Below are 13976 nucleotides of genomic sequence, written 5' to 3' on the forward strand. Positions count from 1 at the left end.
GCAGGCTTCACGCCTGCCCTGTTGCCATGTGCAGGTGGATCGATAGCGATGCGCCTGCCTGCGCTTCGCAGGCAGTCCACAGCTCTTAAGGAGATTGCCAATGCGTAACCTGTCTCATGTGCGCAAATCCCTAATCGCCACCGGAGTGATGATGGCCTTTGCCGCTATGCCATTCTCCTTGATGGCACAGAGCACGCCGTCATCGATGCCGCAGCAACAGCAGCAGCCTTCGACCATGCAGCAACCCCCGTCGACCATGCAGCAGACGCCGAGCAACGATCAGTCGACCAGCACGCGCAGCAACGAAACCGTGCCCGGCAAGGTCGATGACAGCTGGATCACCACCAAGGTGAAATCCAAGCTCGCCGCCGCCAAAGGCGTGAAGGCTTCCGACATCTCGGTCAGCACGACCGATGGCGCCGTCACCTTGACCGGTACGGCGACGTCCAAGAAGGAAAAGACTCGCGCCATTCACATCGCCAAGGGCGTGAAAGGTGTCAAGACGGTCGATGCCTCCGGCTTGACGGTAAGTGAGTCGGGCTCGACGCCTGGCGGCTCAAGCAGCAAATAACGCTGTGGCTTGCATCGGTTAGCGACACTCCCCGCGCGGGGAGTGTCGCGTAGGTGTTTACTCGACTTTTTCCTGCTCGGCGAGCAGATCCAGCGCGGCGCGCAGGTAGGCCAACGCTTCGTCGCGTTCGCGGTCGTCGGCGTAATCCGGGGTGGTGGCGACCGGATCGCTGTCCAGTTCGAGCACCAGCGAGCGTGGCAGGCTGTGCAGGGTTGCGGCAGCGCCGCCCAACGTCTTCAAGCGCTTCTGCACCGCGCCGGCTTCTTTTGGATCCTTGAAGGATTTGGATAGCAGCAATTCGTCGCCCTCCGAGGAGAACAGCCGGAAGCGGAAGCTGCCGTCGCTATCGCGGAAGCTGGCGAAGCGTGGCGGGCGCGCAGCTTTTGCAGCTTGGCGACGAGCCGTGTCGGTCGCGGGCGCGGCGGCGGACGCCATCGAACGCAATCCGATCGCATCGCGCAATTCGGCAATTTTCGGACCGGCAATTGCCCGCGCCTTACGTGCACCTTCGCGCAGGATGCCTTCGATATCGGCGGGCCGCGCAATCAAGCTTTCGTAACGCTCGCGCATCGGCGCGATATCCGCTTCGAGGCGCTCGTACAACACTTGCTTGGCTTCGCCCCAGCCGATGCCCTCTTCCAGTGCGCGGCGAAACGCGGCGCTTTCGGCTTCGCTGGCGAAGGCGCGAAAAAGCGTGAACAGCGCGGAGCTGTCCGGATCTTTCGGTTCGCCCGGCGTGCGCGAATCGGTCACGATGCGCAGGATGGTTTCGCGCAACTGCTTCGCGCCGCCGGCGAACAACGGAATGGTGTTGTCGTAGCTCTTGGACATCTTGCGGCCGTCCAGTCCCGGCAGCGTCGCAACTTGTTCTTCGATCACAACCTCCGGCAACACGAAGAAATCGCGGCCATAGATATGGTTGAAGCGCTGCGCGATGTCGCGCGCCATTTCGATGTGCTGGATCTGATCGCGTCCCACCGGCACCTGCTGTGCGTTGAACGCAAGAATGTCGGCCGCCATCAGCACCGGATACATGTACAGGCCCGCGGTCACGCCGGCATCCGCGTCCTCGCCTGCTTCGACGTTCTTGTCCACGGCCGCCTTGTAGGCATGCGCACGATTGAGCAAACCTTTCGCAGTGACGCAGGTAAGCAGCCAGGTGAGTTCCGGAATTTCCGGAATATCCGACTGCAGATAAAACGTGACCTTGTTCGGATCGAGTCCCGCCGCCAGCCAAGTCGCCGCAATTTCCAGGCGCGAGCGTTCGATGCGGGCCGGATCGTCGCTCTTGATCAGCGCGTGGTAATCGGCCATGAAGAAGAACGCATCCACCTCGGGACGGCGGCTGGCGGCGATGGCCGGCCGGATCGCACCGACATAGTTGCCCAAATGCGGCGTGCCGGTGGTGGTGATGCCTGTAAGGACGCGAGTTTGCATGCGGCGTGATCGGCTCGGTCAGAAAAGATGGAAAACCGCGCGGTTGGCGCGGATGGAACGGCAGTGTTGCGTCAATCCGGCTCGCGCATCAAGGTGGACTTGCCGAACAAGGATTCGACCAGTTCCACCGCCAGCCGCGCGGTGCGGTTGCGTTTGTCGTAGGCCGGGTTCAACTCCACGATGTCCAGCGAAGCCAGGCGGCCGGTGTCGGCGATCATCTCCATGCACAGCTGCGCTTCGCGATAGGTCGGACCGCCGCGCACCGTAGTGCCCACGCCGGGGGCGATGGACGGGTCGAGGAAATCCACGTCGAAGCTCACGTGCAGATGCGTGTTTTCGTCGACGCCGTCGAGCGCTTCTTCCATCGTGCGCTTCATGCCCACTTCGTCGATGTGGCGCATGTCATAGATGTCCATCTTCGCCTGCCGCACTAGTCGCTTCTCGCCTTCGTCCACCGAACGGATGCCGATCTGCCGGAACACGTCGGGCGTTACCGCAGGCACCCGATCGCCGATTTCCACCAGCTCGCGCGGACCATTGCCGCACAGGCAGGCCACCGGCATGCCGTGGATGTTGCCCGAAGGCGTGACTTGCGAAGTATTGAAATCGGCATGCGCATCCAGCCACAGCACGCGCAGCTGGCGACCCTGCTCATGGCAATGGCGAGCCACCGCGCTGATCGAGCCGATCGCCAGGCTGTGGTCGCCGCCCAGCATGATCGGCAGCCGGCCGGCCTGCAGTTCCTGGTGGATCGCCACATGCACGGCAAGGTTCCACGCCACCACTTCCGGCAAATGCCGATAGCCTTGCTCGGGCGGCTGCCAGGGATTCATCGGACCATGCAGGTTGCCGCGGTCGATCACATCCACGCCGCGGCGGCGCAGCTTTTCCGCCAGTTGCGCCACACGCAGCGCCTCCGGCCCCATCGACGCGCCGCGATGCCCCGCACCGATATCGGTCGGCACGCCGACCAATGCAACCGCCTGTTTTTTCATACCGCCCTGCTTAGCTGATGCAAGAACGCCAAGTTTAACGGCTCAGATTGGATAATTAGCGTGGTCACAAGGCCCGCCGCAACATGGTTGCATATGAACGGCGCGCCCCAGCCAGCACGGCGCGCGCACTCTCTAACCCGCTGAAAAATGGATGCTTTTTCGTATCAATCCGAGTACCTATGTGCTTGACATTCCGGGTCCGCGCCGACAGACTTTCCGCCGACAGGTAAAGCCTGGATTCGCTGCGATACCCCAAAAGGCGTCGTAAGCGCGATGCAAGCGCGCCAGCCCCAGGGTCTGTCACCTAATATCCGAGGCCCCTGAAAAGGGGCCTTTTTCATGGGAGCAAGGATGGCTCTGCACATCTTCGTGGACGAAAGCGGCGACCTGGGTTCGACTTACCCTACGGCAGAGGTGGATCGTCGCGGTATTTGACCATCGCAGCGGTGAGTATCGAAGACTCGCAAGCTTATCGGCTCGAACGCGTCATTCGCGATCTCTACAAGGCTGCGCGCTGGAATCCGCAAGTGTTCTTTGCCTAAACGAGGCAACCCGCGCGTCATTTCACTTACGAAAAGCCCGCGTAGCAGCTATGGCGCGAAATGGTGCCGACAGTCTGACTCGAACAGACGACCTACCGCTTACAAGGCGGTTGCTCTACCAACTGAGCTATGCCGGCGCCGGGCCATAGATTCTAGCAGGCTCTGCCCTAAAAGCAGCCCGTGCTGTGCGAGCCGATGCCGGGGTCGCGGACGCGGCTGCGCCAGTCGAAGTGCTTGCTGTCGGTGGGGATCAGGTCCAGCCAGTATTCGGGCACAGTTTCGATGCGTTCGGTCATCTGCACCTGGAAGCCCGCGGCGGTGATTTCATCGCGGCGTTTGCGTGCATTGGCCGGGTCCTTGAACAGGCCCAGCGACACGGTGTTCTGATTGTCGCCGGCGCTCACCACGAAGTAGTCCTGAATGTTGCGGGCGCCCAGTTGGCGCGCCTGCGCCAGGGCCGCAGCGTGATTCGGGCTGGGTGGCAGATGCACCCACCAGCCGCGCGGCTGCGTGATCTGCTCCTGGCGCGCGCGCATGCGCTGGACCTGTCCGCTCAGCGCGTTGCGGGCGATGCGCAGGTCTTCCTGCGTGGCGAACGGGCCCAGCGCCATGCATGCGTAGCTGAGCACGGCGTTGGCGTTGGCCGGCGCATTTGCCATTGCATTCGCGCCGGTCGAGGTCGCAGGTGCCGCCGTTGTCGCCGGCAACGCCACCGAGGCCGCCTGCGCAGCAGTGGTAACCGGCGGCGGCAGTTCCGAAAGCAGGCGCAGCTTGGGAACGCCCGGATCGGTGGCGAAGCGGGCGTGCGTTTCGTTCTGGCCCAGCAGCAGCCAAGCGCCCACCGCAATGTTCAGAGCAATCAACAGCACAAACAGCAGCCGCAGAACCATCAGCCATGCCCCCCGAGGATGCTCGATTCTAGGTGGATGAAGGCGATGGATGTGAGGACGCCCACACATGCAGGCCACACAGGACGCTGTCGGCGGCGAGTTCGGCTGGCAGATCCAGCAGCGGCAGCAAGGTGGCTGCATCGCCGCCATCCAGCAGCAGTCGTTGCGCACCGTCGGACGACTTTGCTACGTGCAAGGCGAAGCGCTCGATCAGGGCGGCTACGGCCTGCCAGCATCCGGAGACCACCGCGTCCGCGGTGTTGTCGGCGATGGCGTGTATAGCGCCGGGATGCTCCGGCCGCACGCGCACCGTCGCGCCCAGCAGGGACTGCTGCATCAGTAGCGGCCCGGGCGCGATCAGACCGCCAAGATGCCGGCCATCCGCCGTCAAGGCATCGAGCGTCAAGGCGGTGCCGATACCGGCCAGCACGCACGGCGCGCGACCCTCGTGGCGCGCGGCGACCATCGCCAGAAAGCGATCTACACCCAGGCGTTGCGGTTCGGCGTAGGCAATGCGCACGCCGCACGCTTCGGCAGGCGTGCGCACCCATTCGATGCGATGCGCAAAACCCTGGCTGACCAGCTGTTCGATCTGGTTTTCGCGAGACGCATCCACCACCGATGCGCCGAGTACGCGCAGCGGTTGCGCCACCCCCTTCCATGCCTGCGCCAGCGCCGCAGCGACATCCTCGTCCCAGGCCACCGCGCCACGCTCGATCCACGCATCGGCGGACACCATGGCCCATTTGAGGCGCGTATTGCCCAGATCCAGCAGCAGCTTCATGCGCGCCGCACCGTGACATCCGCGCTATCGATGCTGCGCAGGCCAGTGGCCGTCTGCAACTGCAAGGCGCCACGCGCATCGATGCCGGCGCCGACGCCATCGATATCACCGCTTGCGCTGCTCACACGCAATGGCACACCGCGCAAGGCATCGTGCTCGGCATAGTCGTCGACGAACGCCGCGAAACCTTCGCGCTCGAACTTGCTCAGGCCGTCGATCAGGCTGGCGATCAGCGCGGCGGCGGCATGGTTGCGGTCCGGCGGCGCGCCGTGCGCGAGCGTGGCCAGATCGCAGACCGGCTGCCCGGCCTGCTCGCGCAACGCATCGGTAAGCCGCAGATTGAGGCCGACGCCGATCACCGCTGCGCAAGGCCCCTGATATTCACCGCTGAGCTCGACCAGGATGCCAGCCAGCTTGCCGCCGTCGGCCAGTACATCGTTGGGCCATTTCAAAGCAGGCCCGCGGATACCTAGCGCGTGCAATGCGCGCAACACGATCACGCCGGTGGCCAGCGACAGGCCCGACAGTGATGCAAAGCCGGCTTCGAATCGCTTCAGGCACGAAAGATAGATGTTCATACCCGGCGGCGACAGCCAACTGCGCCCGCGCCTGCCGCGTCCGGCCGTCTGCGTTTCCGCCATCACGATGCTGAAGTCGGCCGCGCCGGCCGCACGGCGCTGCAACTCGCTGGAGGTGGAATCGAGCTCCCAGGCGATCTCCAGCGCTCCCAACCGGCGCGATACGTCGGTCGGCAAGCGCGAGCGAATCGCTCGCTCATCCAGCATCTGCACCGGCCACGGCAAGCGGTAGCCGGCCGTACCCGCCGATTCCACCGGTACCCCGCGATGACGCAGCGCTTCGATCTGCTTCCAGATCGCCGCGCGCGTCACGCCCGCCTCAGAGGCGAGGCGCGAACCGGAAAGGGGTTCCCCGGAGGCCAGGGTGGCGAGAAGCTGTTGCGGCTGCATGATCTCAGTTGCCCTGGAGACCAATGGCCGGCAAGGATCGCAAGAGAACGAAAGGACAGGGATTTCGCATCGGGCAATTCTAGGGCCTGTTCGCACGATTGGCGTAGCCCGCCAATTGTGCGAGCAGGCCCCAAGGCAGGCGGCCGCGGCAATGCGGGGCACTGGCATCCGAAGCGCGTTTCTGGGACGATCGAGAAGCTAGGCTGTATGCCTTGGGGGCTTGATTGCCATGCGCGCTACTTCGCTGTTGCTCGGATGCTTGCTAGGGTTTGGGGCCATCGCCAATGCGTGGGCCGCGGGCGCCTCTGCGGCTGCCGGCAGCACCGGCGCCGGCTGCACCCACAGCAGCAGCAGCGATCGCGGCAGCAGCCACGATGCATCAACGTCCTCCAATGGCGATGCGATGAACGTGCCGCACAATGCGAATTCGTCTTCATCGCCATCGTCCGGCAACAGCCGTTCCGGCAGCTCCAGCGGCAACAGCACTATGGACGACAGCCCGGGACGCTTCGGCAGCGATAGCGCACCGGATGGGTCTTCGCGCGGCTCCTCCGGTCTCGGCTGGCAGTCGCTGCTGCCCGGCTCGATCCAGTAAGCGGATCAGGTCGGCGGCAACGCCACGCTGAAACGGGCGCCGTTGAATTCCGGCGAACGATCCACCGTCAGTTCGCCGTTATAGGCGCGCACGATGTCCTGCACGATCGACAGGCCGATGCCGTGTCCTTTGACACGCTCGTCGCCACGCACACCACGCTGCAGGATCTTTTCGACCTTATCCGCCTCGATGCCGGGGCCGTCGTCTTCCACGCTGAGCAGTAACCCGTTGCGCGGGCGTCCCGGCTGACGCTGTGACTTGACCACCAGCAGCACGTGATGGTTGGCCCATTTGAAGGCGTTCTCCAACAAGTTGCCCATCAATTCCAGCAGATCACCCTGCTCGCCGTAGAACGCCGCGCCGTCTTCGATATCGAATTCGCACAATACGTTCTTGGCGGCATAGACCTTTTCCAGGCTCTGCACCAGGTCTTCGGCGTGACCTGCGATCGGCACCGCGCTCGCGGCGAAGGTCTGGCGTCCGGTGGTGGCCGCGCGTGCAAGCTGATAGGCGACCAGTTCGTCCATGCGGCGAACCTGGTCCAGCACCGGCGCGCGCACCGGCGGCGGCAATTCGCTGGCTTCCACCTGCGAGCGGATCACCGCCAGCGGCGTTTTCAAGCTGTGCGCCAGATCGGCGAGCGTGTTGCGATAACGTGTGCGCTGCTCGCGCTCGCTCTCGATAAAGGCATTGATGCGATCGGTGAGGCCGGTCAGTTCGGCGGGATATTGGCTATCCAGATGATCGCTCTGGCCGCGCTCGACGCGACTCATGTCGCTGGCCACCTTGCGCAACGGCGTCAGGCTCCAGCGCAGCAGCAGCAGTTGCAGCACGATCAGCATCACGCCCAGCGTGGCGAGCCAGCCCACCAGGCTGCGTCGATAGACGGTGGTGTTGCTTTCCAGTTCGTCTTCGGTCTGCGCCACGGTAAAGGTGAGACGCACCGCAGGGCGATCGGGCACGTCCAGCGCCACGCCGAAGCTGTAGTAGTAAAGACGTCCAAGCTCGGTATCGACCGGGCCGATGAATTGCTGCTGCCCGGGCTGCAGCGGATGCAGGAAACTGAAATCGCGTCCCAGTGCGGACGACGATTCCCAATGGAAACCATCATCGCCCAGCACCACTGCGTAGAGGCCGGAGCCAGGGCGGGAAAACATCGGATCGGGCGGTGTGTCCGGCATCAGCGGCGTGCCGTCGCGCCGCGGATCGGTGCCGGCGATGTAGGTTATGACGTAGTCGTGCAGCCGGCCTTGCAGCTTGTTGATTTCGCTCGTGTTGTAGGTACGCGACAAGGTCCAGCCGATGGCGCCCAGGAAGGCTGCCAGTACCAGGCCGGTGGTAAGCGCTGCTCGCGCCGCCAGCGAGAACGGGCGGCGCTCGGCGGCATCATTCGTCTTCGCTGCGAGGGATGGCAAAGCGATACCCGCGTCCACGCACCGTCTCGATGGGCTTCAAGCTGCCTTCCGGATCCAGCTTTCTACGCAGGCGGCCGATGAAAACCTCCAGCACGTTCGAATCGCGATCGAAGTCCTGCTGATAGATGTGCTCGGTGAGGTCGGCCTTGGATACCAGCTCGCCCGCATGCAGCATGAGGTATTCCAGCACCTTGTACTCGTAGCTGGTCAGATCCACCGGCTTGCCTTCCACCGTGACGGTTTGCGCGGTGGTATCGAGCTTGATCGGCCCGCAGGCCAGCACCGGCTTGGACCATCCACTCGCGCGGCGCACCAGCGCATTGATGCGCGCCAGCAGCTCTTCGACGTGGAACGGCTTGACCAGGTAGTCGTCGGCGCCATGCTTCAAGCCTTCCACCTTGTCCTGCCAGCTGCCGCGGGCGGTAAGGATAAGGATGGGGTAGCGCTGGCCGGCTTCGCGCAAGGCCCTGACCAGGTCCATGCCCGACATCTTGGGCAGGCCAAGGTCGATGATGGCCAGATCGAACGGCACTTCGCGGCCGAGGTAGATGCCCTCTTCGCCATCCTGGGCGGTGTCCACGGCAAACCCGTCGCGTTTGAGTCGAGCCGCCAGCGTCTCGCGCAGCGGCGCTTCGTCTTCGACCAGGAGGATGCGCATCAGTGTTTCTCCTTTTTGCTTCCGCCGTTAGGGGATTTCTTGGGGGAGGATTGTGCCGCAGGCGGCACGTGCGTGGCATCAGACGGCACGGCGATCACACGGACGTGCCCCTCGGGCGTGAGCACCTTGATGCGGTATTCCACCTTGCGCCCGATGTGGCGCGGCTCGGCCGACAGCACCTTGCCGCCCACCCTTTGCTGTACTTGCGTAACGGCCTGGTCCAGGCTCAGGCCAGGCTGCGATGGCGATGACTGGGCGGCAGCCGCGCCGGTCGCCAACAGCCCGGCCGCGGCCATCCATGCGAGTTGCTTCAAAGCCTTATGTCCCATGGTTGAATGCCGGGGCGAACCGGCCGACGGAACATACTGCGCAACCTGGGCTGAATAATGCCCGGACGGCTGGCCGTGAACTCAAGCAGCCGCCGCCATCGGCGCTACCGCCCGTTCGATCAGCGACCAGCCCGCACCCTCCAGATGCGCGCCCTCGCTCAGGATGCGGCGAAAACCGCGCGCCCCCGGCTCGCCCTGGTACAGGCCCAGCAGATGGCGGCAGATGTGCTTGAGCGCCGTGCCGCGCGCCAGCTCCGCTTCCACATAGGGCCGCATGTGCTGCAATACGCTTTCGCGCGACGGCAGCGGCACGTCGTACAGCGCATGCTCGATGCGCGCGAGCACGTAAGGATCGTGATACGCCGCGCGCCCCAGCATCACGCCATCGACGTGCTGCAGATGCTCGCGCACTGCCTCCACCGTGGTGATGCCGCCATTGATCACCACCACCAGCTGCGGAAACTCGCGCTTGAGGCGATAGACGCGCCGGTAATCCAGCGGAGGAATCTCGCGGTTCTCCTTCGGCGACAAACCCTGCAGCCACGCCTTGCGCGCATGCACCACCAGCACTTCCACGCCCGCCTCCAGCATGGTTTCGGTGAAGTGCTGCAGATCCGCGTAGTCGTCCTGGTCGTCCACGCCGATACGGCATTTCACCGTGACCGGCACGGCAACCGCATCGCGCATCGCCTTGACGCAATCGCCTACCAGCGCCGGCTCGCGCATCAGGCACGCGCCGAAGCGACCAGATTGCACGCGATCGGAAGGGCAGCCCACGTTGAGATTGATCTCGTCATAGCCGGCCACCGCACCATGCCGCGCCGCCTCCGCCAGCTCGGCCGGATCGCTGCCGCCGAGCTGCAACGCCACCGGATGTTCCTGCTGACTATGCTCCAGCAAGCGCAATTGCTTGCCGCGCACCAGCGCCGCACTGGTCACCATCTCGGTATACAGGCGCGCATGCGGGGAAAGCAGGCGATGGAAATAGCGGCAGTGCCGGTCCGTCCAGTCCATCATGGGCGCTACGGACAGGTGCCAGTCGTTGGAGTCGATGCGTTGCATGGCGCATAGTTTACCCGGCGTAGGGATAACCGCATCTTTTGCGACAGAATCTTCAAAAAGCAACGAGGCAGCAACCACCGCTCAAGGCATCATTGCCCTTGAAACCGATCGACAAAGCTTTTGGTCAGTCAGCAGTATTACCTCATCGACCGAGTAAATGCTGGCAATGGAAATTATTTAAATTTGTACCCGGGCATTAAGCAGACCTCCAAACGTAAGTTCAATTACCGCCCTCACGGTCTAGTTATCGACAGGAGTTGATATGCACACGCCGCTGGAATTTACGTAGTACTTCCGTGCGATCTTTTTAGGCTCGGCCGCAAGGCCATCGCAAAGATGGACTACATAAGAACCTCCCCTCCAGGGACCGAAGAGGAGAGTTGGGACATTCGAATCAAGGAAAACGGCCTTGTTGATGCAAAGTCCGGAGGACTTTCGCTATTCAACTTCCGCAATCCAAGGTTTGGGGTACTGTGGTGGAAGATACCCAAGGGCACGAAGCTGCCACCCGGTCTACACGTTTCACTTGATGAAGATGCAGCCCTGGCAAACGGCATTTTACTGTCCGCCCTCTATACGATATGTCGCTTGAAACCTATCTGGAAAAACTTCGTGAGCTCGAACCATTTGCCGTGCCGTGCTTCTTGGGTGCAACAGATGAGAAGGCGGGATAATGAAGCTTGATATCAAGGAACTACGCTGCTTGTCCTTGCTGGTAAAAAAGCAGCTTGACGAAGGCACGGCGAAGTTGAGGCAACTCGACGAGGATTCCGATGAGCACATGGAGCTGGCCAACGACCTCATGCTGCTTGATGTTCTCAAGAGCAAATTAGCGGAAGAACAGCTAAAACTAGGCGGCAACAGTTAAGGATGCTCTGATCTATTCCACGTACCCGGCATGACCTCCAGAAGGCTTGCAGGGTGTGTTGCGCGGCGCAGGGCAGACTGGCCGTCTGTTCCTCGCTCCTCAAAGCCGGGCACATCCATGTGCCCTCCCCGCGTGCAAGACGCGCGGAACGCCTTCTGGAGGTCACCCCATCATATAAATTCACTACGTTGGGGCCGCACTGTAAGCGGCTATGAAACGCCTGCCTTGGCGAGCCATGCCTTCCTCGACGGACATGCATTCATGGCGAGCTCGTAGCCTTCGCGCGCGCGCGTCCGCTCCATATAAGACCGCTCGACCTCGCCGAGCGTGACGCCCCCACTCGTTTGCGCCAGTTCCAGCGCGTAGGTCACCGAAATATCGGCGGCCGTGAACGTGTCGCCAGCGAGGAAGGGCGTGCGTGCCAGCTGCCGTGTCACCAATGACAGCCGGCTTTCGAAAACGCCCAGCGCCTGGTCGGCGCTCCAGTTCTTTCGCTCGGACTCCGGCGCAAAATTGCGGGCGCCGACGACAAAGTAGATGGAGGCTGCAAGACCGGCTTCACCGAGGTGGAGGAACTGCTGGTACGTGTGAAAGTTGGCGTCGTGCGGGTTAGGCGCGAGCGGTGTCGGTCCGTAGCGAGCCATCAGGTATTCCATGATCGCAATGGACTCGACCATCGTGACGTCCCCGTCCCGGATCGCGGGAATGAAACCGGCAGGATTGATGGCCAGGAATTCCGGGTCGTTCTCGACGCCCGCCATAAGATCCACCGGCCTCAGCCGATAGGCCAGACCCATCTCTTCCAGCAGCCAGACAACCCTGAAGCCTCTTCCTTCGCCATAGACCGTGATCATCGTTCCCAACCTTTTTTGGTACGCCCCTAGGGGCCCTGTGCAGGAACGACGACCGGGCATGTCGAAAACCGACATCGCACCATCACGCCCCTCTGCGCAAGAACATATGCGTAGCACGCTCTCCGGGAACCACTTTGTCGCACCGGTAGCCAAGCGCGTGCATATCGAGGCCTTGGAACAGATGCTCGCCCCTGCCAAGCAGCACCGGCCCTACCGCAAGATGCATTTCGTCGATGCGCGATGTGCTCAACAACTGCCGTACGGTCGCCACGCCGCCGCCGATACGAACGTCCTTGCCATTCGCCGCTGAAGTGGCCTGCTTTACCGCCGATTCGATGCCATCGGTGACGAAATGAAACACAGTGCCACCCTTCATCACCAAGGGTTCGCGCGGATGATGGGTCAGCACGAACACCGGTACGTGATAGGGCGGCTCCTCGCCCCACCAGCCTTTCCAGCTTTCATCCGGCCACGGTCCGCGCACGGGGCCGAACATGTTGCGGCCGATGATCCAGGCGCCGATGCCGGCAAAACCTTGCTGGGCGATCCCGTCGTCAATGCCGGTTTCGCCACCGTCGCCACCCTGCATCGACCGCCACATGCGCGTGTGGAAAAACCATTCCATCAGTTCCGGGCCGCGCACGCCCAGCGGGTTCTCCAGACTCTGATCGGGACCGGCGGCATAGCCGTCAAGCGATACGGCGAGGCATTTCACTACAAGCTTGGTCATAACCACTCCATCGAACGGATTAATGATCCGGCGGCGCCGGTTTCTGCTTCTGAACGACGAAGACACGCGCACCAAATCGACAAACAGGCCAGGCGCGGGCGCCTATGGGCTGGCAGCCTATCCCAGCCTTCCCTTGTCCGCCCTGCCCTGGCCCCCATGTCAGGAGGCGGTTAACCCGGAAGCAGGGCAAATGCCGTAATCTATGCGGCTTGTCCGTGGCAAACACGGCGCTCGCACGGCAACGGCCCTGCCTCTCCCCGCGAGTCACGCGCTGTCTGGTACAGCGTGCTTCCCCCTGTTCCACAACCTGAGAAGACAAACACCATGGTGGCTTTGGCGACCGAGCAAGTAATCGACGTTCATCATTGGAACGAGAGCCTTTTCAGCTTCCGCACCACGCGCGACCCGGGCTTTCGTTTCGACAGCGGGCAATTCGTGATGATCGGCCTGGAAGTGGAAGGTCGCCCGCTGATGCGCGCGTATTCGATCGCCAGCGCCAGTTGGGAAGAGCATCTGGAATTCTTTTCGATCAAGGTGGAGAACGGCCCGCTCACCTCGCGGCTGCAGCACCTGAAGCCCGGGGATAGCGTGACGGTGAGCCGCAAGCCGACCGGCACGCTGGTGCTGACGGACTTGAAGCCCGGCAAGCATCTATACCTGCTGGGCACCGGCACGGGCCTGGCGCCTTTCATGAGCCTGATCCGCGACCCGGAAAGCTACGAGCGTTTCGACAAGATCGTGCTGGCGCATGGCGTGCGCAACATCAGTGATCTCGCCTATTCCGATTACCTCAAGAACGAACTGCCGCAGCACGAATACCTGGGCGAGCTGGTGCGCGAGAAGTTGATCTATTACCCCACGGTGACGCGCGAGCCGTTCCGCAACCGCGGCCGTATCACCGACAACATCGTGGATGGCGCGATGGCCGCCGCGATCGGTTTGCCGGCGCTCAATCCGGAGACGGACCGCGTGATGCTCTGCGGCAGTCCGGCGATGCTGGACGATCTTTGCGCGCTGTTGGATGCGCGTGGTTTCCAGGCGTCGCCGCGTACGCGCGAGCCGGGCGATTATGTGATCGAACGGGCGTTTGTCGAGAAGTGAACCGCGCGGACCCGGATGCAATCGTAGGTTGGGTTAGCGCAGCGTAACCCAACGAACCTTCCTCAAAGCGAACAATCGTTGGGTTACGAAGCGCTAACCCAACCAACGAGTCGCGCACACTTCCCTTCCCCTCGGTATCCCAATACCCACACAGTCAGCGCGCGAGCAAATTGTAAA

At 62.8% G+C, this 13976-nt stretch carries 15 protein-coding genes and 1 tRNA gene; 4 read left to right on the plus strand and 12 right to left on the minus strand.

Going from position 1 to position 13976, the window contains the following annotated elements; translation table 11 throughout:
* Positions 1-181: 181 nt before the first annotated feature.
* Entirely contained in the window at positions 182-571 is a 390-nt protein-coding gene (locus ACTHNE_RS04825) for a BON domain-containing protein (RefSeq protein ID WP_440268671.1), read from the plus strand.
* A gap of 57 nt (positions 572-628) precedes the next feature.
* Here the strand turns inward: ACTHNE_RS04825 and ACTHNE_RS04830 are convergent, their stop codons facing one another.
* The 6 genes from ACTHNE_RS04830 to ACTHNE_RS04855 form a co-directional block, all read right to left on the minus strand.
* Positions 629-2008 carry a tryptophan--tRNA ligase gene (locus tag ACTHNE_RS04830; RefSeq protein ID WP_324941352.1) on the minus strand — a complete coding sequence of 460 codons (1380 nt, stop codon included), beginning with the start codon at positions 2006-2008 and terminating at the stop codon, positions 629-631.
* 71 nt (positions 2009-2079) lie between these two features.
* Positions 2080-3003 (minus strand): arginase, encoded by a 924-nt coding sequence (rocF, locus tag ACTHNE_RS04835; protein WP_324941354.1) that lies wholly within the window; start codon positions 3001-3003, stop codon positions 2080-2082.
* A gap of 603 nt (positions 3004-3606) precedes the next feature.
* Positions 3607-3682, minus strand: a tRNA-Thr gene (locus ACTHNE_RS04840).
* A gap of 30 nt (positions 3683-3712) precedes the next feature.
* Positions 3713-4435, minus strand: coding sequence for an SPOR domain-containing protein (locus tag ACTHNE_RS04845; RefSeq protein ID WP_324941359.1), 723 nt, complete (start codon positions 4433-4435; stop codon positions 3713-3715).
* 28 nt (positions 4436-4463) lie between these two features.
* A complete protein-coding gene (locus ACTHNE_RS04850) occupies positions 4464-5219 on the minus strand; it encodes a type III pantothenate kinase (RefSeq protein ID WP_440268672.1) in 756 nt (251 codons plus the stop codon).
* On the minus strand, positions 5216-6187 hold the full coding sequence (locus ACTHNE_RS04855; RefSeq protein WP_440268673.1) for a biotin--[acetyl-CoA-carboxylase] ligase: 972 nt from the start codon (positions 6185-6187) through the stop codon (positions 5216-5218). The genes ACTHNE_RS04850 and ACTHNE_RS04855 overlap by 4 nt, the downstream gene beginning before the upstream one ends.
* 229 nt (positions 6188-6416) lie before the next feature.
* On the opposite strand from ACTHNE_RS04855, the gene ACTHNE_RS04860 reads away from it, so the two are divergent.
* Complete coding sequence (locus tag ACTHNE_RS04860) at positions 6417-6782, plus strand: hypothetical protein (protein WP_324941368.1); 366 nt, start codon at positions 6417-6419, stop codon at positions 6780-6782.
* A 5-nt stretch (positions 6783-6787) separates the two neighbouring features.
* Here the strand turns inward: ACTHNE_RS04860 and ACTHNE_RS04865 are convergent, their stop codons facing one another.
* From ACTHNE_RS04865 to dusA, 4 genes are all read right to left on the minus strand, one after another.
* A complete protein-coding gene (locus ACTHNE_RS04865) occupies positions 6788-8197 on the minus strand; it encodes an ATP-binding protein (protein WP_440268674.1) in 1410 nt (469 codons plus the stop codon).
* Positions 8169-8855 carry a response regulator transcription factor gene (locus tag ACTHNE_RS04870; RefSeq protein ID WP_324941373.1) on the minus strand — a complete coding sequence of 229 codons (687 nt, stop codon included), beginning with the start codon at positions 8853-8855 and terminating at the stop codon, positions 8169-8171. Before ACTHNE_RS04870 ends, ACTHNE_RS04865 begins: the two co-directional genes overlap by 29 nt.
* The gene (locus tag ACTHNE_RS04875; protein ID WP_324941376.1) at positions 8855-9184 is read right to left on the minus strand and encodes a PepSY domain-containing protein; all 330 of its coding nucleotides are present in this window, start codon (positions 9182-9184) and stop codon (positions 8855-8857) included. The genes ACTHNE_RS04870 and ACTHNE_RS04875 overlap by 1 nt, the downstream gene beginning before the upstream one ends.
* An 81-nt stretch (positions 9185-9265) precedes the next feature.
* The gene (gene dusA / locus ACTHNE_RS04880) at positions 9266-10246 is read right to left on the minus strand and encodes a tRNA dihydrouridine(20/20a) synthase DusA (RefSeq protein ID WP_324941379.1); all 981 of its coding nucleotides are present in this window, start codon (positions 10244-10246) and stop codon (positions 9266-9268) included.
* Positions 10247-10919: 673 nt separating this feature from the next.
* Here dusA and ACTHNE_RS04885 point away from each other — a divergent pair.
* Positions 10920-11114, plus strand: a complete 195-nt coding sequence (locus ACTHNE_RS04885) for a hypothetical protein (RefSeq protein ID WP_324941381.1) — start codon at positions 10920-10922, stop codon at positions 11112-11114.
* Positions 11115-11323: 209 nt separating this feature from the next.
* On the opposite strand, the gene ACTHNE_RS04890 is transcribed toward ACTHNE_RS04885, so the two are convergent.
* The gene (locus ACTHNE_RS04890) at positions 11324-11968 is read right to left on the minus strand and encodes a glutathione S-transferase family protein (RefSeq protein ID WP_324941384.1); all 645 of its coding nucleotides are present in this window, start codon (positions 11966-11968) and stop codon (positions 11324-11326) included.
* An 82-nt stretch (positions 11969-12050) separates the two neighbouring features.
* Positions 12051-12698, minus strand: coding sequence for a dihydrofolate reductase family protein (locus ACTHNE_RS04895; protein WP_324941387.1), 648 nt, complete (start codon positions 12696-12698; stop codon positions 12051-12053).
* A gap of 324 nt (positions 12699-13022) precedes the next feature.
* Here ACTHNE_RS04895 and ACTHNE_RS04900 point away from each other — a divergent pair, with 324 nt between their 5' ends.
* On the plus strand, positions 13023-13799 hold the full coding sequence (locus ACTHNE_RS04900; RefSeq protein WP_324941390.1) for a ferredoxin--NADP reductase: 777 nt from the start codon (positions 13023-13025) through the stop codon (positions 13797-13799).
* The last annotated feature ends 177 nt before the right edge of the window (positions 13800-13976 follow it).

Source organism: Dyella sp. (assembly GCF_051954575.1).
Lineage (GTDB): Bacteria > Pseudomonadota > Gammaproteobacteria > Xanthomonadales > Rhodanobacteraceae > Dyella_B.